This window comes from Mesobacillus subterraneus (assembly GCF_003937825.1).
Taxonomy (GTDB): Bacteria; Bacillota; Bacilli; order Bacillales; family Cytobacillaceae; genus Mesobacillus; species Mesobacillus subterraneus.
Genome location: NZ_RSFW01000020.1, coordinates 1 through 20617 on the forward strand (window position 1 = coordinate 1; position 20617 = coordinate 20617).

Annotated in this window: 21 protein-coding genes and 1 other annotated feature (1 of these 22 cut by a window edge); of the genes, 11 read left to right on the plus strand and 10 right to left on the minus strand. The window is 47.3% G+C overall.

Features of this window, described 5'->3' with window-relative positions; genetic code table 11:
- From EJA10_RS17480 to EJA10_RS17505, 6 genes are all read left to right on the plus strand, one after another.
- Positions 1–728 (plus strand): substrate-binding domain-containing protein (locus EJA10_RS17480; protein ID WP_125481322.1); only part of this gene is annotated, 728 nt, incomplete at its 5' end.
- A 3-nt stretch (positions 729–731) separates the two neighbouring features.
- The gene (locus EJA10_RS17485; RefSeq protein WP_125481323.1) at positions 732–1577 is read left to right on the plus strand and encodes an ABC transporter substrate-binding protein; all 846 of its coding nucleotides are present in this window, start codon (positions 732–734) and stop codon (positions 1575–1577) included.
- A 28-nt stretch (positions 1578–1605) separates the two neighbouring features.
- A complete protein-coding gene (locus EJA10_RS17490) occupies positions 1606–2304 on the plus strand; it encodes an ABC transporter permease (RefSeq protein WP_125481324.1) in 699 nt (232 codons plus the stop codon).
- Entirely contained in the window at positions 2301–3032 is a 732-nt protein-coding gene (locus tag EJA10_RS17495) for an ABC transporter ATP-binding protein (protein ID WP_125481325.1), read from the plus strand. Before EJA10_RS17490 ends, EJA10_RS17495 begins: the two co-directional genes overlap by 4 nt.
- Positions 3033–3133: 101 nt before the next feature.
- Positions 3134–3604 (plus strand): hypothetical protein, encoded by a 471-nt coding sequence (locus tag EJA10_RS17500; protein ID WP_125481326.1) that lies wholly within the window; start codon positions 3134–3136, stop codon positions 3602–3604.
- Between the two features lie 28 nt (positions 3605–3632).
- Entirely contained in the window at positions 3633–4382 is a 750-nt protein-coding gene (locus EJA10_RS17505; protein WP_125481327.1) for a (S)-benzoin forming benzil reductase, read from the plus strand.
- Between the two features lie 37 nt (positions 4383–4419).
- Here the strand turns inward: EJA10_RS17505 and EJA10_RS17510 are convergent, their stop codons facing one another.
- Entirely contained in the window at positions 4420–4968 is a 549-nt protein-coding gene (locus EJA10_RS17510; protein WP_125481328.1) for a PH domain-containing protein, read from the minus strand.
- A gap of 116 nt (positions 4969–5084) precedes the next feature.
- Between EJA10_RS17510 and EJA10_RS17515 the strand changes: the two genes are divergently transcribed.
- The 3 genes from EJA10_RS17515 to EJA10_RS23510 all read left to right on the plus strand — a co-directional run bounded on the left by EJA10_RS17515 (position 5085) and on the right by EJA10_RS23510 (position 7339).
- Positions 5085–6470 carry a HAMP domain-containing sensor histidine kinase gene (locus EJA10_RS17515; RefSeq protein ID WP_246017847.1) on the plus strand — a complete coding sequence of 462 codons (1386 nt, stop codon included), beginning with the start codon at positions 5085–5087 and terminating at the stop codon, positions 6468–6470.
- Between the two features lie 52 nt (positions 6471–6522).
- The gene (locus EJA10_RS17520) at positions 6523–6825 is read left to right on the plus strand and encodes a hypothetical protein (RefSeq protein ID WP_125481329.1); all 303 of its coding nucleotides are present in this window, start codon (positions 6523–6525) and stop codon (positions 6823–6825) included.
- 358 nt (positions 6826–7183) lie between these two features.
- Entirely contained in the window at positions 7184–7339 is a 156-nt protein-coding gene (locus tag EJA10_RS23510) for a hypothetical protein (RefSeq protein WP_170169180.1), read from the plus strand.
- Positions 7340–7381: 42 nt separating this feature from the next.
- Here EJA10_RS23510 and EJA10_RS17525 read toward each other — a convergent pair whose 3' ends face one another.
- From EJA10_RS17525 to EJA10_RS17540, 4 genes are all read right to left on the minus strand, one after another.
- Positions 7382–7573 carry a hypothetical protein gene (locus tag EJA10_RS17525; RefSeq protein ID WP_125481330.1) on the minus strand — a complete coding sequence of 64 codons (192 nt, stop codon included), beginning with the start codon at positions 7571–7573 and terminating at the stop codon, positions 7382–7384.
- An 84-nt stretch (positions 7574–7657) separates the two neighbouring features.
- Positions 7658–8575 carry a DUF7916 family protein gene (locus EJA10_RS17530; RefSeq protein WP_125481331.1) on the minus strand — a complete coding sequence of 306 codons (918 nt, stop codon included), beginning with the start codon at positions 8573–8575 and terminating at the stop codon, positions 7658–7660.
- A gap of 210 nt (positions 8576–8785) precedes the next feature.
- Positions 8786–10162, minus strand: coding sequence for an N-acetylglucosamine-specific PTS transporter subunit IIBC (gene nagE / locus EJA10_RS17535; RefSeq protein WP_125481332.1), 1377 nt, complete (start codon positions 10160–10162; stop codon positions 8786–8788).
- A gap of 288 nt (positions 10163–10450) precedes the next feature.
- Positions 10451–11644 carry a membrane-associated sensor domain-containing protein gene (locus EJA10_RS17540; RefSeq protein ID WP_170169181.1) on the minus strand — a complete coding sequence of 398 codons (1194 nt, stop codon included), beginning with the start codon at positions 11642–11644 and terminating at the stop codon, positions 10451–10453.
- Between the two features lie 172 nt (positions 11645–11816).
- Between EJA10_RS17540 and EJA10_RS17545 the strand changes: the two genes are divergently transcribed.
- Complete coding sequence (locus EJA10_RS17545; protein WP_125481334.1) at positions 11817–12839, plus strand: YeiH family protein; 1023 nt, start codon at positions 11817–11819, stop codon at positions 12837–12839.
- 514 nt (positions 12840–13353) lie between these two features.
- Here the strand turns inward: EJA10_RS17545 and EJA10_RS17550 are convergent.
- Together EJA10_RS17550 and EJA10_RS17555 are read right to left on the minus strand one after the other, a co-directional pair.
- Complete coding sequence (locus EJA10_RS17550; RefSeq protein WP_125481335.1) at positions 13354–14721, minus strand: FAD-binding oxidoreductase; 1368 nt, start codon at positions 14719–14721, stop codon at positions 13354–13356.
- Positions 14722–14745: 24 nt separating this feature from the next.
- A complete protein-coding gene (locus tag EJA10_RS17555) occupies positions 14746–15774 on the minus strand; it encodes a ThiF family adenylyltransferase (protein ID WP_125481336.1) in 1029 nt (342 codons plus the stop codon).
- Positions 15775–15918: 144 nt separating this feature from the next.
- Here EJA10_RS17555 and EJA10_RS17560 point away from each other — a divergent pair, with 144 nt between their 5' ends.
- On the plus strand, positions 15919–17760 hold the full coding sequence (locus EJA10_RS17560) for an aldehyde ferredoxin oxidoreductase family protein (RefSeq protein ID WP_125481337.1): 1842 nt from the start codon (positions 15919–15921) through the stop codon (positions 17758–17760).
- Positions 17761–18129: 369 nt separating this feature from the next.
- Here EJA10_RS17560 and EJA10_RS17565 read toward each other — a convergent pair whose 3' ends face one another.
- From EJA10_RS17565 to EJA10_RS17575, 3 genes are read right to left on the minus strand one after another with little or no spacing between them, the layout of a single operon-like run.
- Positions 18130–18402 (minus strand): MoaD-like domain-containing protein, encoded by a 273-nt coding sequence (locus EJA10_RS17565; RefSeq protein ID WP_125481338.1) that lies wholly within the window; start codon positions 18400–18402, stop codon positions 18130–18132.
- 1 nt (position 18403) lies between these two features.
- Positions 18404–18676 (minus strand): ubiquitin-like small modifier protein 1, encoded by a 273-nt coding sequence (locus EJA10_RS17570; protein WP_125481339.1) that lies wholly within the window; start codon positions 18674–18676, stop codon positions 18404–18406.
- 54 nt (positions 18677–18730) lie between these two features.
- Positions 18731–19630 (minus strand): selenium metabolism-associated LysR family transcriptional regulator, encoded by a 900-nt coding sequence (locus tag EJA10_RS17575; protein WP_170169182.1) that lies wholly within the window; start codon positions 19628–19630, stop codon positions 18731–18733.
- Positions 19631–20607: 977 nt separating this feature from the next.
- Positions 20608–20617, plus strand: a binding site (T-box leader); it runs 233 nt beyond the window's last position.

Genomic DNA, 20617 nt, shown 5'->3' on the forward strand with positions numbered 1-20617 from the left:
CTCCCCAGCACACCCTACAGCTTTCCGGCAGCCATGACTTCCTGGTGGAGCAGCTTGTTAAATACATAGTTTCAGAGGGAACCGGACTCTCAATCACTCCTTCCTATATCGGCAGCCTGGAGGGATTGATGATGCTTTACCGGGGCAGCGCCGATTTAGCAGCTGTCCATTTGCTTGATCCGGCTTCACAGCAATACAACCTACCGTTCATCCGGCAGCTGTTTGTGCATGAGCCAATTACGGTGATGAGGCTTGCATCGAGGGACCAGGGGCTGATTGTCGCAAAAGGAAATCCAAAAAACATCCGCGAAGTGAAAGATCTGGCAAGGAATGATGTGACGATCGTCAACCGGCAAAAGGGAGCCGGTACCCGCTTCCTGCTTGATTCCTTCCTGGCAAAAGAAAATCTGGAACCATCTGCTCTAAAAGGTTACGAAAACGAGGAATGGACACACCTGGGGGCGGCCGCACATATCAGCAGGGGGACCGCTGACGCTGCCTTTGGAATCAGGTGCGCTGCAAGCCAGCTCGGATTGGATTTTATTCCACTGACAAAGGAACAATTCGATCTCGTTTTCCGCTGGACGCCTCAAAACAAAGCTTCGATGGAGCATTTGATTGACCTGATCCAACTCACGAATTTTAAGGATAGCATCTCTGGCCTGGATGGCTATGACGCAGCAGAATTCGGAAAGATCATATATGGAAATGATAGACTGGGGGCATAAAAGATGCGGATGAAACTTTCACTATTTCTGGTATTTCTGATTGCTTTTATAGCTGGATGTTCTGATTCAACTGCAAAAGAACCTGAAAAGATAACACCGAAGAAAACGGACCTCATCCTCGCCACCACAACGAGCACACAGGACAGCGGCCTGCTTGATGTGCTGCGGCCTGCATTTGAGGAAAAGCACAATTTTAATCTTAAAATTATAGCCGTCGGAACTGGACAAGCGCTTGAAATGGGAACACGCGGCGAGGCGGATGTCCTGCTCGTCCACGCACCTGCTGCCGAAGAAGAACTGGTGAAAAGCGGTGATGCCATCAACCGCCAGAAGGTCATGTACAATGACTTCATCCTGATTGGACCTGCAGGTGATCCAGCGCAGGTTAAGGATTTATCTCTACCAGAGGCTTTAAAGAAAATCACTGAAATTAAAGCTGCTTTTGTTTCCCGCGGCGACGATTCCGGCACCCATAAAAAGGAGCTTGAGTTGTGGAAAAAAACAGATATTGACCCGAAAATCCTAGGCAAGTCATACATCGAAGCGGGTCAAGGAATGGGTGCGACACTCCAGATTGCTTCCGAAAAAAACGGCTATACTTTGACCGACCGCGCGACGTTCCTGGCGCAGAAAAAGAATATGCCTGAAACGGAAATCATGGTAAAAGGTGACGAAAGCCTGCTGAATATTTATCACGTCATGCAGGTGAATGACGAGAAACATGATAAGGTGAATGCAGCGGGTGCGAAAGCATTTGTACAGTTCATGATTGAAGATGACACAAAGAAGATCATCAAGGAGTTTGGTGGCGACAAGTATGGCGAGCCGCTGTTCTTCCTGTTTGAATAAGAAATATAAAAAGAAAGCCTGATTGCATATGGAACTTCTACTAGAAGGATTGAAAAAAGCAATAGAAATGATCCTCTCGGGTGACCCGGAGATCCTCGAGATCACGCTGCTGACGCTCAGGGTGTCGATTACTGCTGTCCTTGTCAGCACGTTGATTGGCATCCCGGCTGGCATGTTTTTGGGACTTGCCCGCTTTCCGGGTAGGAAGTTGATCCTTGCCATCGTCAATATCGGCATGGGCCTCCCTCCTGTCGTCGCCGGTCTCTGGATCACTCTCTTCCTCTGGCGATCAGGCCCGCTTGGCGAGTTATCGTGGCTTTATACGCCGACCGCTATCATCATGGCGCAGATCCTCGTTTCGCTGCCCATTGTGACAGCGCTTACCAGCACAGCGTTCCAGCAGATCAATCCGAAGCTGATTTTACAGGTGAAAGCGCTCGGAGCGACAAAGCTGCAGCTATTCTGGATTTTGATGAAAGAGGTTAAGCTCGCAATTCTAGCGGCAGTCATTGCGGGATTCGGCCGAGTGATCGCCGAGGTTGGCGCGGCAATGATGGTCGGCGGCAATATCAGCGGAGAAACACGAATCCTTACGACCTCTATTGTCATGGAGGTCTCAAAAGGCAATTTCGACATCGCCCTGGCACTTTCGTTCATCCTTATGACGCTGGCCTTCATCATCACGTTCAGCTTAACTTATCTACAACAAAGGAAGCGAAGCCTATGACTACTCTGCTGATGGTAAAAAATCTAGAAGTAAAAGCCGGCAAAAAAACGCTCCTCGCCGTTCCCCTTTTTGAGATTCAGGATGGTGAGGTACTCGGCATCATGGGTCCGAATGGCGCTGGAAAAAGCACTTTCATCAAAGCCTTGGCATTGCTGGAGACACCTGCCCATGGAGCCATTTTTTTAAAAGAAAAGGATATCACAAACGACCTGACACTGGAGATGCGGCGAAAATTCGCGGTCGCGATGCAGCAGCCTCTGCTACTTGATACAACCGTTTTCAATAATGTGGCAGTCGGCCTGAAGCTGAGGAAGCTTCCCCGCCAAGAAGTCAAAAGCAAAGTATCAGCCTGGCTTGAAAAATTCCAAATCAGTCATCTCGCAAAAAAACAGGCCTCAACTCTTTCAGGAGGCGAGGCCCAGCGCGTCAACCTTGCCCGGGCCATGGTGGTTGAACCGGATATCCTATTCCTTGATGAGCCATTTTCCGCACTCGACTTTCCGACAAAGGCGCAATTATTGAAGGATATCAAGTCCATCATCAAACAGACGGACACGACCACGGTTTTTGTCAGTCATGATCTTATGGAACTGAGGTATCTGTCTGATACACTGGCAATCCTGATGGATGGTGAGCTGAAGCAAACAGGGCCGACCGAAGAAGTGCTGTCCTCACCCAATGCATCCACAGCAGCTTTCATCAATGAATGGAAAAGCCTTCTTAGCTAGCACGGCTTATACAGCCGTGTTTTTTTACTCCCTTTTAAAAAGGAAATCCCCTGTTTTTGTCAAATTATTATATTACTAGAATGAAAAAGGAGACTTCGGAGATGGAGATCAATCAGGATTTTACAACACATAAGCAAATGGCGATTGACCTGTTCAATTTTGCATGGGACTTGATTGAGAAACAAGACCGGACAGAGAGTGAAAATGACACGTTGATCTATGCAGCGAATGCCTCCCGCTATCACTGGGGTGTCGTCGGTACGGAGCTGAACTTCGCGCGTGGCGAGTGGCAAATCTCGAGGGTTTATGCGATTCTTGAAAGAGCAGAACCCGCTCTCCATCATGCAAAAAAATCGCTTGAACTTTGTCTAGAGCATGATCTTGGTGCATTTGACCTTGGTTTTGCTTATGAAGCGATGGCGAGGGCTTATGCAGTGACGGGAGATACGGAGCAGCAGGAGCATTATCTGGAATTGGCGCTGAAAGCTGCGGGAGAAATCAGCCAGGAAGAAAATAAAAACTGGCTCTTGAAAAATATCGGAGCTGCCAAAACGGGCGCAATCCCGGTTTAATCAGCTAAATACATAAAGGAGTGACAGAATGAAATATGCAGTCATTACAGGTGCCTCGAGGGGTCTTGGAGCTTCTGCGGCACAGCAGCTTATGTCCAAAGGAATTAACGTCGTTTCTATTGCCAGAAATGAGAGCAGCTCATTGAAGCAGGAAGCTGTAAACGCTGGTGCACAATATACCCATTACAGCTGCGACCTCACTTCAACTGAACAGGTACAGACCGTATTCAACGAAATCGCGGCCGTAGTTTTTAAAAATGCAGAGCTGGTTTACTTGATCAATAATGCCGGAGTGATCGAGCCAATCGAGACGGCCGGGGAACTGGAACCATCACTGATTGGAAAAAATGTACAGATCAATTTGACCGCCCCCATCCTTATCAGCAACTTATTCTTACAAAAAGCAAAAAAGGCTGGCATCCCAGCAATTATCGCGAATGTGACGTCAGGTGCCGCAGAACGCCCGATCCAGGGCTGGAGCATTTACTGCAGCACAAAAGCGGCAGTCAATATGTTCACGATGACAGCAGGCCTTGAGCTTGAGGAGGCGGGAAGCATCAGCAAGGTCATCGCTTTCAGCCCGGGAATCATGGACACAGATATGCAGGCGACGATTCGTTCTTCGTCCGAGGAGGCTTTCGCTGATGTTGCCGCCTTCAGGAACTACAAAGAAACCGGCAGCCTTCGCAGCCCGGACACCGTGGCAGGGGCACTGGTAAAATTGATCATGGATAGCAGCCTTGAAAACGGGAAAATCTATAAGGTGAACGACCTTTAAAGAAAAAAGCGAAGAAGCACTCCTTCTTCGCTTTTTTTTACATATCCTTCGCCTGGTCAATCTGTTCCTTTTCATCCGCCTCGATGAAAAATGGCACATTCATCTCAAGCAGCAAATCAATCAGTTCCGTTTTCTTCTTGATATTGCTCATTCCGATATTGAATGCAGGATATCCCATTTTGACATTCATACCGACTAGGCGCTGACCTCCCTTTGACATCGCATTGATGTACTTTTCCTCATCCTTCAGGATAATGCCCAGTGTTGCGTTGTTTTGAACTTCGTATGATAGCAAGCCCTCGATGTCCTCCCACGGAATGAAACCCGGACCCGCGGTTCCCCGAACTGTCAGTCCTTTGTCGCTGACCGTCACATTGGCTTCTTTTTGAAAAAATGTTTTCCCCAGGAAAAACAAGACCCACACAAAGATCAGGATCAGGACTCCGAACAGTACAAGACCCGTCCCATTCTCTTCCGGCTCTGCCAGCATGGCCAGAAAACCTAAGGTCGATCCCAGCGTTAACACTAACATCACCGTAAACAGCAGCGCAATGCGAACTTTGGAAAAATGAAAATCTCTCTCCATTGTTTCCCTCCTTCACTATGTATACTTGGATAAATTACCCAACAAAAGCCATTGTAAACCAATTTATTCCAAATTAAATCCGTCTTTTCTCCTCTATTTTTGGATATTTTTTTAGTATGATGAAGGTAATAACGAACATAGGAGTGGCTGTATTGGACCGCATCTCACTAAAAATCGGGGCTGTTTTTTTCATAACCATCCTGCTGGTTGAAGGAATCTTGTTTTATTATCTTCATTCCTCCATCATCCACTCCAGGATTGATGAGGAGCTAGTGTCCCTGCAAACGCGCGGGAATAACCACCGCGACATTCTTGAGATTTCCTACAATCAAGAAACGATTCACCACATCACGACAATGGAATCGCGTACAGAAACGCATGTCCTGGTTACAAACGCGGAAGGCGGAATTGTTTCCTCCTCCATTCCGGCTGACGATTCAGTGAAAAAGATTATATCATCCGTACCTGGGGAAATTCCTTATTCCGGATTAATACTTGAGGATGATTGGCAGAACAAGAAATATATCGCTTCAGTCAGTCCGCTCGAGGACAACGGGGCCGTTTTTATGTTCAAAAATACGCAGAGGGTCCAGACGCTGATCGCGAGACTGAATAAGCACTTCTGGCTGGCCGGAATCCTGCTTTTGACGTCTATGGCTGTGATCACGGCGTTCCTGTCGCGATTCATCACCAAGCCTGTGATCAAAATGAACGAGGCGACCTTAAAAATCCGCCAGGGAGACTATTCCGTTACATTGCCCCGGCTCGGAAAAGATGAATTAGGCGAACTGGGAGAATCAATTGAGGTGCTGGCGAACGACCTGAACCATATGAAAAAGCAGCGAAATGAATTCCTTGCGAGCATTTCGCATGAGCTGCGCACTCCGCTCACCTATATAAAAGGCTATGCCGATATCGCCGGAAAGGAAGCTTCAAACCAGGAAGACCGGAGCAAATACCTGAAGATTATCCATGAAGAAGCAACGAAGCTATCGGGCCTGATCAAGGAATTATTCGATCTCGCCAAGATGGACGAGAATACTTTTACGATCCAGAAGGATAGACTGGAGCTATGCCGCTTCATAAATGACATCTGCATCAAGATGGAGCCTTCATTTTCCGAAAAAAATATCAAGCTTAAATCCATCTGTCCCGGGGAAGTATATATCGAGGCGGACCCTGTCCGTTTCGAGCAGATCATCATCAACCTGCTGGATAACTCAAGAAAGTATTCCAATCCTGAAACCACGGTCACCGTAGAAGTTTTTAAAAGGGATGCAAGAACCCATATCGCCGTCAGGGATGAAGGAAAAGGCATTCCAAAAGAAGATCAGTCTTGGATTTTCGACCGTTTTTACCGGGTCGACAAATCAAGGTCAAAAGCCTTGGGCGGTTACGGCCTGGGCCTCGCGATCGTCAAGGAACTGGTCGAAGCGCATGGGGGAAATATCACGCTTCAAAGCGAGTTTGGCAAAGGGACGACATTTGAAATCATTCTTTAGATTGGTTTTAAAATTTTGAAACAAGGAATACATAAATAGAGGGGTGATGTTTGTGAGACGTGTTCAATCACTAGTTGAAATTGTTGAGGCGGTTAAAAATGGAAGCAATGACCGAAAAATTTTGCTCAGCCAGCATGAAACCTCCCGTTCCGCCGTCACATTGGGCGATGAGGATACAGAATCCGGCACAAGGCTTCGTGTCAAAGCCCTGCTGGGAGATTCTCTCTACTATTCAGAGGAATTCACCGATGACACACTCTATGAAGAAGCCAACGAACTGATTCAGCAGCTGAAAGAGCTCGCTCATGTGGAGATTGTGAGCGAGGATGAAATTGAACAGAAAGTGAAAGAGTGAGACAGCTGGGGTACAGCTGTCTTTTTTATTTGTGGAATCAGCAGCTGAATTGGAAAAAAACCTTGATAATTTCCAGTTCACCAATAAAAATGCGTTTTCGCCAATAAAAAATTAATCCGTTAGAAATGGACACCCGCGGGGCTTGTAAAATTGAAAATTGACATGATTTTTTTCATTAATCAGGGTGAGTTGCGAATAAAAGTGGTTGGTTTGCAATAAACCTGCGAATAAATCACTTCTTTTTAAATAAAAGCGGTGATTTGAAATGACTTACCCGCAAGATGATGAATGATTTTTACATATTGCCCCCCTCTTTCCGGGAAAACTAAGTTGCACACACGATTAAGGAGGGCTTGAAATGACGAAAAAGTACAATAAGGGCAGCCGAAATCAGAATTCTCCTAAGCTTGGGAATCAGATGGCCGAGTTTTCCGGTGAGTTGACGAGCGGGGATAACAGCAAAGGGAATAAACGCAACAAGGACCAGAGCGATAAGACGGACCGCCACCAATAAGCCTTAGTCAGAACAGCAAAAAGCCGGCAGCGATGCCGGCTTTTAGTCCATTTCTGTCAGAATTGCTGTCTGGTTATTCAGATTTGCAGGGTCAATTCCGTTGCTCTCGTTTTCATCGTAAAAGGCTTCCTGAAGCTTCATATTGGCTTCGATCGTTTCCATTTGTTCTTCTTCGGATCCAGGGTTCACCGGCTTTGCCTTTGGGTCGATATTGACATACTTGTCCTTTTCCATGGTTGATCCCTCCTGAAGTTAGTATCAGCGTTAGGCTTTTCTTTTACCCGGAATAATGCTGATAAGAACTTACAAAATCAGGAACTACCGAAGGATGGAAGCGGCCATCCGGATGTACGTATGGCGTTTGCCGCGGACGACTATGGAATAGGCCATTATATTCTCCGGTGAAGCGATGCCGGCTGCGCCTGCGTCGCCGATGTGGTACAAGTCTGCGCCTGCCATCTTGCTGTTCAGCGCAATCTGCTTCACCGTTTCTTCATCGGCTCCCTCCTGGCTTGTGCCCGTCGTCAAGATTGCGAGAGCGCCATTTTGATGGACAAGATCCACTAGCTTCGATGTTTTCTCTATCGTAAAACCAGGCACAGTTCCCGGCGACGGAATCAGGATGATATCCGCTCCCGCCTCAATAAAGGCATGCAGTGTTTCTTCTGTCATCATCGAGCTGCCTGTTTCACCCGCTACTCCTGCTCCATGCATTTTTCCAGCGATGATCAATCCCTCGGAACCAAAAGCTGAGCGTGCTTTTTCAATTGCCTTTGTGATTTCGGTATTCGTAACGCCCGTTTTCGGGTTGCCAGTCAGGCAGACGAAGTCAAAGCCGAGCTCCCTCGCTCTTTTTAAAGAAGCATCTGTCGTAATCCTTCCCTCTGGCAGCTGCTGCAATGCCTCAAGCTGATCCGCCTGCAGGTCCACTGGCTCCAGATTCAAGCCGATTGGGCGGCCGACAAGCTTCTTCAACTGGCGGACCACGTCTTCCGGATTCGTTTCTGGCATGCTCTCGATCGAAGGATTCAGGACATCGAAAAAGTTCAACAGAATTAAATCCGCCCCAAATGCAGCGGCAAGCTCCGCGTTGGTGACCGCTGGATAAAGCGGTGAAAACGCCGCGAGCACCTCCGATAAAATCGTCCGGCCCTCCGAAGCGATAATCGCTTTTTTCAATTCCCGTCCTGTCATTTGTTCAAAGTCAGCTGCTGTGCAATCCAATAATCGTTTCATATGTAATCCCTCCATAAAAAGCGCAAGCGCCTTGGTCAGCCCCGATAAGCGCTGGAGGGCCGACCTGTGAAGTCGTTTTTTGACTTCATTGGGCGGACTGAAGCGACTCGAGGGGCTAGGCGCTGGAGCTGGACTATTCTCGAAGTAACCATTCCCTTTCCTATCTAGCACATAAAACTTGGCGGTCTTACAACCGCCAAGTCTGTCTGCTTACTTCCGCTTCATTTCATTGGCCAGAAACTCGACATCTGTGCCAACGATCACTTGAAGGTCCGTTTTATTCAGTTTCAGCACGCCTTTGGCGCCAAGTCGCTTCAGCTCTGCTTCATTTACTTTATCCATATCGTCCACTTTTAAACGAAGGCGGGTGACGCAGTTATCTAGCTCCTTCAGGTTGCTTTTTCCGCCTAAAGCAGCAAGATACTGGTCCGAAAGCTCTGCGTAGTTTCCTTTTGAAGCTCCGCTTTCACTGAACTCTCCCTCCACCTCGTCTTCGCGTCCTGGTGTCTTCAAATCAAGCTTGATGATTAGGAAGTAGAAAAGCACGAAGTAAAGGGCGGCGTATACGAGACCGACGCCAAGCAGCAGCAATGGCTTCTGCGCAATACCATAGTTCAGTACGTAGTCAATCGCACCAGCTGAGAACCCGAATCCATGGTGGATACCAAGCAGGTACGTAATCGACATCGCCAAACCAGTCAAAACAGCGTGAATTCCGTAAAGGACTGGAGAAAGGAACATGAACAGGAATTCGATTGGTTCTGTGATCCCTGTCAGGAACGATGTGAAGGCCACACCGATCAGTGCGCCTGCAACAGCCTTTTTGCGCTCTTTTTTAGCAGCGGCAATCATCGCAAAAGCAGCCGCCGGAAGGCCGAACATCATGACCGGGAAGAATCCGTTCATGAAGATACCTGCTTTAGGGTCACCTGCGAAGAAGCGATTCAGGTCACCTTTTACAATATCGCCTGCCGCATTCGTGAATTCACCGAATTCAAACCAGACGAGCGTATTCAATACATGGTGAAGGCCCATTGGAATCAATAGACGATTCAGGAAACCGAACACCCCGACTCCAAGTGCACCAGCGCCGACGATCCATTCGCCGACATTGTTGATGCCAGCCTGGATTGGCGGCCAAATATACCCAAAAACCCCTGCCAGAATAATCATCACAAGTGACGTAATAATAGGGACAAAGCGTTTTCCACCGAAGAATCCTAGCCAGTCCGGCAGCTTGATATCATGATAGCGGTTGTAAAGCAAGCCGGCAATGACTCCGGATAAAATACCGCCGAGAACGGCCATATTGATCTCTTCATTGACCGCGCCTGCACCTTTTGTCAGAACGAAATAACCAATCGCACCGGCAAGACCGGCCGCACCATTTCCATCTTTCGAAATTCCGACGGCGACACCGATTGCGAATAAGAGCGCAAGGTTGGCAAAAATCGCGTCACCTGCAGCAGAAATAAAAGGAATATTCAATAAGTCCGGCTGTCCGAGACGCAACAATAGTGCAGCTGCAGGCAAGACCGCGATCGGAAGCATCAACGCCTTCCCGATTCTTTGTAAAAATCCTAGCACATCCAACACCTCTTTCGTTAAAATTGTAAATGCTTACATTTTTCAAGAACATTGTAGAAATTTGTAAACATATACCCAGTTTAACACTTCGATTTCCTAAAGAACATCGATAAAAAAGACTATTTTCAATATTTTGACTTTAGAAGATCGTGCGCCCCCTTCTTTGAGTACATCACCCTTCGTGAAAGGACAGGGCTTATACCTATAGCTTATTCGATTTTTTTCATAAAATTCCTATGCATAAGGGCAGCTGTTCTTTGTATATAAAGAAAAACCTGCATCTGCAGGTTACATAGCGCCAGCCTTCGTGCTCCGTGAGCATCGATCCAGCCGCGAATACTTAACAATCCCCATGACGGCACCGGCAATTTCAACGACTTCGCCATTGTTCATGACTGGCACCAGTGAAATGGCATACGTATCGCCACCGATTTCGACATCAAAGACGATCTTCTCATTATTTTTCCAGACACACTCATAGTACCGTTCAATTCTTGCCGCTTTTACAGGCAAAAACTCAACCAGGGTCTTGCCGTTGATTTCATTTGGAGAGAAGCCGAGGTCCTCAAGCAGACCTCCGCCCACGATTTGATGGATGAAATCGTTCTCCTGTTTGGTCAGCCGGAAGATGATTCCGTAATGTGTCTGGATCATTTCCTCTGTCTGCCTCCACAACTTTTCCTGCGGATTCTTCAGGAAGCTGTCATCGGCAATCGTCGAGAAGTAGAATCCCTTCATGATGAAAATGTAGCCAAGCGCCTTGTACAGATGTCCGGTGAAATTATCAATGTCATATACACTCTGATAGATGGTAAAGACAAGTTCGGATAAAAACAGGAATGTGAAAGCCAGTGCAATGAATAGATGCTGGCCATTTTTGCCCTCATTATAAAAATACAGTGAAACCACAATTGAAATGAAGTACAGGAAGCTGACGCCGTACTCCATCAGATTTTTTAAAACAGTCGTCCCTTCCCCTTCGATGACAAGCAGCGGCAGGCTGTTTTCGTATTTGAATACCAAGAAAATGATTACACTGAGAATGACCGCACATAATGTCAGGCACGTTCTTCTTGGGTCAATCGTCAGTTTCCGGTCAGGCAGGATCAGAACAAGGACCATCAGCACAGCGCCGATGATGCGCGCCAGTATCCAGAACCACGTCGCCTTGGCAATCGAACTTTCTGTGATGAAAAACGGCATCCCTTTGAAGGTTAGGGTGTGGAATAAATCCAGTACCCCGAGGATGAAAAACAAGAATGCAAGAAGCAAAAGTCTCCTCGATTTTGAAAAAACGAACGATTTCCAGACATAAGAAAAAATCGAAAAAGAAACAGCTATGCTGAAAAATTCAAGGATTGTATGGAAGGCGATATAATTTTCCGGATTCAGGTAGGATGATAGTTCTGAATGATAGAGGTGAATCAGCACCAGCAGCATCACCGCGGAAACGGTGTAGACAAGAAACCTTCTCTCCGACATTTTGCTCACCCGCTTAAAGGAGGATATAGTTACTTTCATTATAAACACCAGCTGGGCCGGCAGATTGGCTCACATATATCCGTTTTGTGAAATATATGCCGATACACATAAGGGTTTTGCTATTTTCCTTTATTCAGGTAGAGTGGTAATAGAAATTATCGAAGGACGTGTCATGATGAAAATGAAAGAACTACTGCCACGATTTACTGTGCCCGTCTTTAAAGGGATATTGCTGACACTAGCCCTGGCCCTGGCTGCGCGGTTTATAGCCGGATTCCCCTTCTTCTCGATCATGGGACAGCTTGTCATCGCAATCATGCTCGGGATGATCTGGAGGGCATCGGTGGGTGTGAACAGCGGACTGCTGGAGGGAGCTTCTTATTCAAGCAAAAAATTGCTTCGCCTCGGCATCATCCTGCTCGGATTCAGATTGAATCTCTATGATATCTACAATGCCGGAGCTACTGTATTTTTAATAGCATTCGCGAACCTGGCATTTGCTCTTGTCGTCGTCTATGGACTGAGCCGCCTTTTCAAAGTGGAGAAAAGGCTGGGCATCCTGACTGCCTGCGGGACAGCGATTTGCGGAGCAGCCGCCGTCGTCGCCATCGCACCGGTCATCAAGGCAAACGAAAAAGAAACCGCGGTCGGCGCTGCGAACGTCGCTGTACTCGGCACGATTTTCACGATTTTATATACGCTGATCTTTACGTACCTGGGGTTGAATGCGCTCGAATACGGTGTCTTCGCAGGAGGAACTCTGCATGAAATCGCCCATGTCGTCGCTGCCGCAGACCCTGCCGGACAAGCTGCCCTTGACCTTGCCATTATCGTAAAATTAACCAGGGTGGCGCTGCTCGTTCCGGTTGCGATTGTGATAGGGTTCCTGATTCAGAGGAAGGAAAGCGGTGCGTCCGGTGAAAAAATGACGCTTGCTTCTCTGCCGATCCCCTGGTTCATCCTCGGATTCCTTGCAGTGAGCGCGTTCAATACGACAGGGATTGTCAGCGAAAACGCCGCATCTGCAATCGTCAGCCTTGCCTACCTGCTCATCGGCATGGCAATGGCCGGACTGGGACTGAATGTAGACTTCAAATCATTCAGGCAAATGGGCGGAAAAGCACTGTCAGCCGGACTGGCGGGATCAGTGCTGCTATCGGTGTTTGGATATATTTTAGTCAGGTTTTTTGTTTAGTTAGAATAGACCATCATTGCTGATGGTCTTTTTTTTATGAGGGAGGAATCGTTGGAGCCAAGGGGTATTTTTTCCATGGATTTGGAAAAAGTAGTGTAAATCGTCGAAATCGTAGTGAAAAAGGCGTAAAACGTAGTGAAAAGAACGTAAATCGTAGTGAATCTCCCTGAAATCGAAGTGAATATCGATTAAATCGTAGTGATTGTGTCTCAAATCGTATTGTTTGCCGTTAAAATCGTAGTGATTGTGTCTCAAATCGTACTAATTGCCCGTTAAAATCATAGTGTTTGCCTCCTGGAACGGAGTGATTTGCGCTTGAACAATCGTAATCATCTCTCGAATGATAGTGACTGTAAGTAAACTGCTAAAATTTGGTGGAAAAATAGTAATCTTCTTGTGAATTTCGTCCGAACTGTATTCTTCCTGCTATTGCTGTTGCGGAATCACCACAAACGACAGTGCTTTACCAGCAAACTCAAAAAAATAAAGCGGCGCATCGGCCGCTTTATTGTTATTAATCTATAAAAATCTTCCCAGGGTTCAGGATTCCGTTCGGATCGAGGGTTTTCTTGATTGATTTCATGACTTCATAGGCTGCGCCGTGCTCAAGCTTCTGGTATTTTGCTTTTCCGAGCCCGACGCCGTGTTCGCCGGTGCAGGTGCCGCCTCGCTTCAAGGCATAGTGGACGATTTCCTCGTTAATGCGATCCCCTTCTTTTACCTGTTCAGGATTTTCCTTGTCCAGCAGCAGCAGGACATGATAGTTCCCGTCACCGACATGGCCGACAATCGAGCCTTCTATCGATGAAGCGTCAATCAGCTCGCGCGTATGCAGAATCGCATCGGTCAGCGCGGAAACCGGGACGCTGACATCTGTCAGCATGATGCTCTTCTTGCCGGCGGTGTGCTTGTAGGCATAAAGGAGATTATGCCTCGCTTCCCACAGCTGGTTGCGTGCCTTTGAATCGGCTTCGAACTGAAAGCTTGTGCATTCATGGTCATGCACGATTTCACTGGCAAATTCAAGGTCCTGTGCCAGCCCGGCTTCGTTTCCGTGAAACTCCATGAACAGCGTCGTGCTTTCCTCATACTGTGTTTCCATGTATTCATTCACTTTTTTTACCGACTCAGCATCGACGAACTCAATTCGGGCGACGGGAATGCCGCCAGCCAAAATGCTGACGACAGCGTCGACTGCATTTTTCACAGACGGAAAAACCGCCCTTGCTGCTGTAATCGCCTCGGGGATGCCGTACACCTTCAGTGTCAGTTCCGTGATGACACCTAGGGTTCCCTCTGAGCCGACAAACATGCCGTTCAAGTGGATGCCGGATGACGACTTGGCGGCAAGACTGCCGGTATGGATGATGTCGCCGTTCGCAAGCACCACCTCAAGGTCCCTGACCTGGTCGCGCATGATGCCGTAGCGCACCGAGGTCGTTCCGCTCGCATTCGTGGCGGCCATTCCGCCAAGCGTCGCATCGGCACCAGGGTCTACGGTGAAAAACAAGCCGTATTTCTTCAGTTCCTTATTCAACACCGACCTTGTAACGCCCGGCTGGACTTTTACAAGGAAGTCGCTTTCCTTCACTTCCAGAATCGCATTCATCTGCGAAAGGTCGAGCGAAATCCCGCCATTCACCGGAATGACATGCCCTTCAAGGCTCGTTCCCAGCCCGAATGGGACAACAGGGATTTTCCGCTCGTTGGCGAACTTCAGGACCTTGCTGACATCATCCTTATTCCTCGCAAAAACAACGGCATCCGGCAGGCGTGGTTCATGGTAGGACTCATCCCGGCCGTGAAGTTCCAATACGGTTTCATTCACTGATACTAACTCTTCCCCTATGACACTCTTCAATTCATCAATATAGCCTGCCAATTCCCTCTCCCCTTTTAAAAAAAGTTATGAACCAAGGTATCTAGCATAATACGTTTTTGCTTTTACCGTATCGTTCGTGCCATGGACGAGAACGCGCCCATCCTGAAAAATGACCATCGTGATTTCATCGTCCGGCATGAAGCGAAGCAAAAATGGATTTCCTTTTACCTCTCCATTGTTTTTCAGGATGCTGGCCAGTTTTTCAAGGTCCTGCTTTGCTTTTTGCCGCGGGTTGATCTGGATGGTATTCCGACCGCACAAGGAAGCAAAGTTGATCTGCTGGTCCGATGAGCGGTCCAAAAATTCATATTCGTGGTGCACACAGGTTGGGCATTCCGGATTTCGCCCCTGGCTGACATCCAATTGCAAAAAGGAGTTATACCAGATATCCATTTGTTCGAGATTTGGGTTCGACTCGGCGCCGACAAGCAGCTTCAGTGCTTCGACTGCCTCGAAGGATCCGATGATATCGGTGATCGGTGAAAGGACCCCAATGCTGTCGCACGTCTCCCCAAGCCCAGCAGGGACAGACGGGAATAAACAGCGATAGCAAGGCGTTTCCCCAGGCTTGATGACGGCGAACATCCCCCTCGAGCTGACCGCACCGCCATAAACCCATGGAATGCCGTGCTTGACGGCGACATCATTGATCAAGTAACGGGCCATGAAATTATCGGTCCCGTCAACGATCACATCAAAACCTGTGAGCAGGTCTTCAGCGTTGTCGAGCGTCAAATCAGCAATGATCGCCTCTACTTTTACTTCCGAGTTGATTTTTTTCAGTTTTTTTTCAGCGGCGATGACCTTTGGCAGGTTTTCGCGCGCATCTTCCTCATCATAGAGAGTCTGACGCTGCAGGTTGGAAAGCTCCACCAGGTCACGGTCGATGATGCGGACGTGTCCGACACCAGACCGGACCAGGTGATTCGAGATTACTGTTCCCAGCGCACCCATGCCGACAATGACAGCCGAGCTTTTCAATAGTCTCTCCTGGCCTTCCCTGCCAACTGGTTTGAATAAAATCTGCCGTGAATAACGCTCCAAATCTTTCATGCATATCCCCTCATTTCTATTTTATTATATCTTTAAATAAAGCTTTTTTTTAGATTGAATTTTCACTATACTTAAGAGTAAGAGGGAAAATAGGCCTCTTGTATTATTTTTTCAATTCGAAAAGAAAGAGGTGGATTAGTTAAGATGAATTTCGGGGGATTTAAAAACAAAGAAGTAGTTGTTGACTTGACGAATGGCACGGTCGATTACAGAGGCATCAATGAAGAAGATGTGAAAAAGTATATCGGCGGCCGCGGTCTTGGGGTTAAGTATGTTCTTGACAATGGACCTGAGGTTGAGCCTCTATCAGAAGAAAACATTCTATGTATCATGACAGGCCCTGTAACGGGATCACGTTCTTCCATGAGCGGACGTCTTGCGGTGGTGACGAAGTCTCCATTGACAGGCACGGTTACGGACTCTCACATGGGAGGATGGACAGCTGCACGCTTGAAGTGGGCTGGCATCGATAACGTTATCTTCAAAGGCAAGAGCGACAAGCCTGTTTACCTTTACATCGAAAATGGCCAGGCAGAGATCCGCGATGCGTCAGCTTTATGGGGATTAAGCACACGCGCGACTGTCCAGGCTTTGAAAGATTCTCTTGGAGAAGAAAACCTCAGCGTCATGACAATCGGTCAGGCTGGCGAAAACGGCGTACGTTTTGCTGGATTCATGAATGAGCATGACCGTGCAGCAGGCCGCGGCGGTACTGGTGCGGTTGCCGGCTACAAGAAGCTGAAGGCGATCGTCATCAAGGCTGCGCAAAAAGGCAATATGCCTGAGCCTGCACAAAAGGATGATTACAACCAGGCCAACAAGAAAGCGGTTAAAGCGATTCTTGAAGGCGGTTTGACAGCTCCTAACAAGGGCGGCTTATCCGTATATGGAACAAACGTCCTTACCAACTTGATCAATGAAGTGGGAGCGCTTCCAACACGCAACTCTCAATTGACACACTGGGATGAGGCTGAAAAGCATTCCGGCGAGTGGGTCAACGAGCATCTGCTTGTTGCCAACAACACATGCCATGCATGCCCGGTTGGATGTAAAATCGAGGTTGAAGTCAAGGAAGGCAAATATAAGACTCGCGTTGAGAGCTTTGAGTTTGAATCTGCATGGGCACTTGGTGCAAACAGCGGATTGAGCAACTCTGAAGCAATCGCATACTTAATCGACCGATGTAACGAATACGGCATGGATACAATCGAGCTTGGACACGTATTCTCTGTCACAATGGAAGCTTTTGAAAAAGGCGCCGTTGACGAAAAGCTTGATTGGGGAGACGCTGACGGCATGATCGACCTGGCTCGCAAGGTCGCTTACCGTGAAGGCATCGGCGGTATTCTTGCAGAAGGTCCAGCACGTGCGACATCTGCATGGGGTGTTCCAGAATTGTCCATGTCCGTTAAGGGCCAATCCATCCCTGCTTACGATCCACGCGGAATCCAGGGTATCGGTCTTGGCTATGCGACAAGTAACCGTGGTGCCTGCCACCTTCGCGGCTACACAATCGCATCTGAAATCGCCGGCATTCCTGAGCCAACTGACCGTACAGTAGCAGAGGGCAAAGCCGAGCTTCTGAGCGTATTCCAGAACCTGCTTTCATTCTCTGACTCTATGAATATCTGTAAGTTCTCTTCTTTCTCCGAAAATGCCGAGCACTATGCTGAGCAATACAGCACGATGACAGGCATCCCAATGACAGCGGATGACGTCATGCTTGCAGGGGAAAGAATCTACAACCTTGAGCGTTACTATAACAACCTCGCAGGCTTCAACAAGCGTGAGGACGACTTCCTTCCAAAACGCTTCACTGAAGAAGGCGCATCTGGAAACAGTGAAGGACTTGTCTCCCGCATGGACATCATGCTCGATGACTATTACAATGTCCGCGGCTGGAAAGATGGCGTTGTTACAGAAGATAAACTTCGCGAACTGGGCATTATCGGCGAAGAAACAACTCCGACAACAGAAGAAGTTTAATAGTTTGGAAGCAGAAAACCAGGCGATTGCCTGGTTTTTGTTTTTTCTTTTAGATTTGTGATGTCTTTTATGCGGAAAAATCGACTTGGTCGATATAATTGGAAATATGGTCGATATATTTAAAAATCCGCTTATATATTCCGAAATGTGGTCGATAAATCTGAAAATCCGCTGATATAATCCGAAATGTGGTCGATATCTGCTAAAGCAACTGCTTCGAAGCCCCTTTTAAAGCCATGATGTGAAGCTTTTCAGGAAATTTTTGCTGACCATTGATAGAACAATGGCACAACAGCTTAATAAATCAGGGAAAACCGGTGGAAGTGGCAGCAAAACAGAAAAAAGGTCCCAGCCATCCTCTGCCAGAACCTACCCGCCCACCCGGGTTGTTTTATAACGGTAATTTTTAATCAATTGGTTGAGCGCTTCCGTGCTTTCTGCCGCAAATCGGATATGAACGGCGTTCACAACAAAGGTTTTCGTAAAAGCAAGCTCGTCTTCACTTAAAATTTCCGCTTTCCACCCTTCTGCTTCGTACACAAATGGAAAGGAATCACTCACAAGCCTGCCCCCCAGCTCTTCAAAATACATCCCGAGGTGCTCCCTGTTGATTCCGCGGAATTCCAGGACTCTATCAATCATATCAGCCACCGGCAACCGGCGGGAATAGAGCGAATTGGTCGCTGTCCTTCACGTGTGTCTCCAGATCATTGTCATGGACGATATTGCGGCCATTGATATAGACATGCACAAATGGCTTGAGATTCTTTTCTTCTGTAAAAATTTCCTCGCTCAATCCCGGGAACATTTCGCACATTTTATCGAGCACGTCGATGACCATATCCCCATCAGGCTTCACTTCGACGGTCACGCCTCCGCAAATTTCCCTGAGATTCGCAAACACCTTAACCAGCATCCCAACAGCCCCTTTCTCTTATCTCCATAATAAAATGAAATGGAGAAGTTGTCATTAACTCTTTCCCATTCCGCTGCCTTCAACGATTTCAGTGAACTGCTTAATGATCGGGCGACTCTCCGCATCCGCATGGGCTACGAGATAGAACTCGCGTTCAAAAGGCTCGAAGGTGTCGATAATTGCAATACGCCCTGCCTTGGCTGCAGGCAGGGCAGCCAATTTGGAAATGAAGCTGACTCCCAGACCTGCTTCAACCGCCGCGATCACGGATTCCGTGCTTCCAATCGAAACAGCTATTTTCAGTTCATCCAGTGAGAGGCCATTTTCAATTAAATAACGCTCCATCATTTTCCGTGTTCCCGAGCCTTCTTCACGCAGCACAAAGTCATACTGCAGAATTTCTGTAAAATCAGGCATGGTTGCGTGAACCAAGGGATGATTTTCATGCGCAACCAGTACTAGGGTATCGGAGGCGATTGTTTTGCTCCTGATCAGCTTCGAGTCAACCTTCATCCCGATAATCCCGGCATCTATCTGATGGTTCTGCAGGCGATCGAGTATTTTCTTCGAATCACCGATTTCGATTTTGACGTCCACTTTTGGAAAAAGACTGCGGAAATGCTTAACCCATTGAGGAAGCAGATAGGTTCCCGGTATGGTACTAGCTCCGATCGTCAATGTTCCTGTCAGCGTCCCCTCAAATTCTCCAAGTTCATCCTCTAGAGTCCTCCACCGGTTGGCAACTTCCTTTGCCGCTGTGTACACAAGCATTCCTGCCGGCGTTGTCCTGATTCCTGCTGCTCCCCTATCAAGCAGTTCAAACCCGAGCTCATCCTCAAGGCTCTTGATTTTGAGGCTGACTGACGGCTGTGAACTTTTAAGCGCAGCCGCCGCCTCGGAAAAACTATTCTTCTCAACAACCATTATGAAAGCTTCCAGCTTTTTAAGATTCATCACAATTCTCCATTCAATAGATACTTTCATTTTAATATGGATTGGATGGTTATGGGCAAATATTTTTGCCAGGCTCTTTGTTCGTAAACTTTGATCTTTTGCCACAGCAGCCAGAACGGAGAATACAAACCTATTAACAGCTCTCTATCAGACAACTTACCAGCCTAATGATGAAAAGCTGTCCTTTTGAGCACCTCTATCAGACAACTTACCAGCCTAATGGTGAAAAGCTGTCCTTTTGAGCACCTCTATCGGACAACTTACCAGTCTAATGATGAAAAGCTGTCCTTTTGAGCACCTCTATCAGACAACTTACTTGCCTAATGATGAAAAGTTGTCCTTTTGAGCACCTCTATCAGACAACTTACTTGCCTAATGATGAGAAGCTGTCCTTTTGAACCCCTCTATCGGACAACTTACTTGCCTAATGATGAAAAGTTGTCCTTTTGAGCACCTCTATCGGACAACTTACTTGCCTAATGATGAGAAGCTGTCCTTTTGAGCACCTCTATCGGACAACTTACCAGTCTAATGATGACAAGCTTGTCCTTTTGAGCACCTCTATCGGACAACTTACTTGTCTAATGATGACAAGCTGTCCTTTTGAGCACCCCTATCGGACAACTTACTAGGAATATGTTGAAAAGCTGTCCTTTTGAATCCCTCTATCGGACAACTTACTTGCCTAATGATGAAAAGCTGTCCTTTTGAGCACCTCTATCAGACAACTTACTAGGAATATGTTGAAAAGCTGTCCGTTTGACATCCTCTATTGGACAGCTTACGATGATACAGACGAAAAGCTGTCCGTATGCCCTTTTTTCTACCTTGGAAAGCAACACATCCATTTATAATTGGACCTAAAATTCTCAATGTTTACTTATTATGGTCAAAGCAACAAATATTACAGTGTAATTAGTGTTGACATATTATTATCTGAATATTATTATAGTTCTTGTGAAACATATTTCAGAATAACAAAATCGA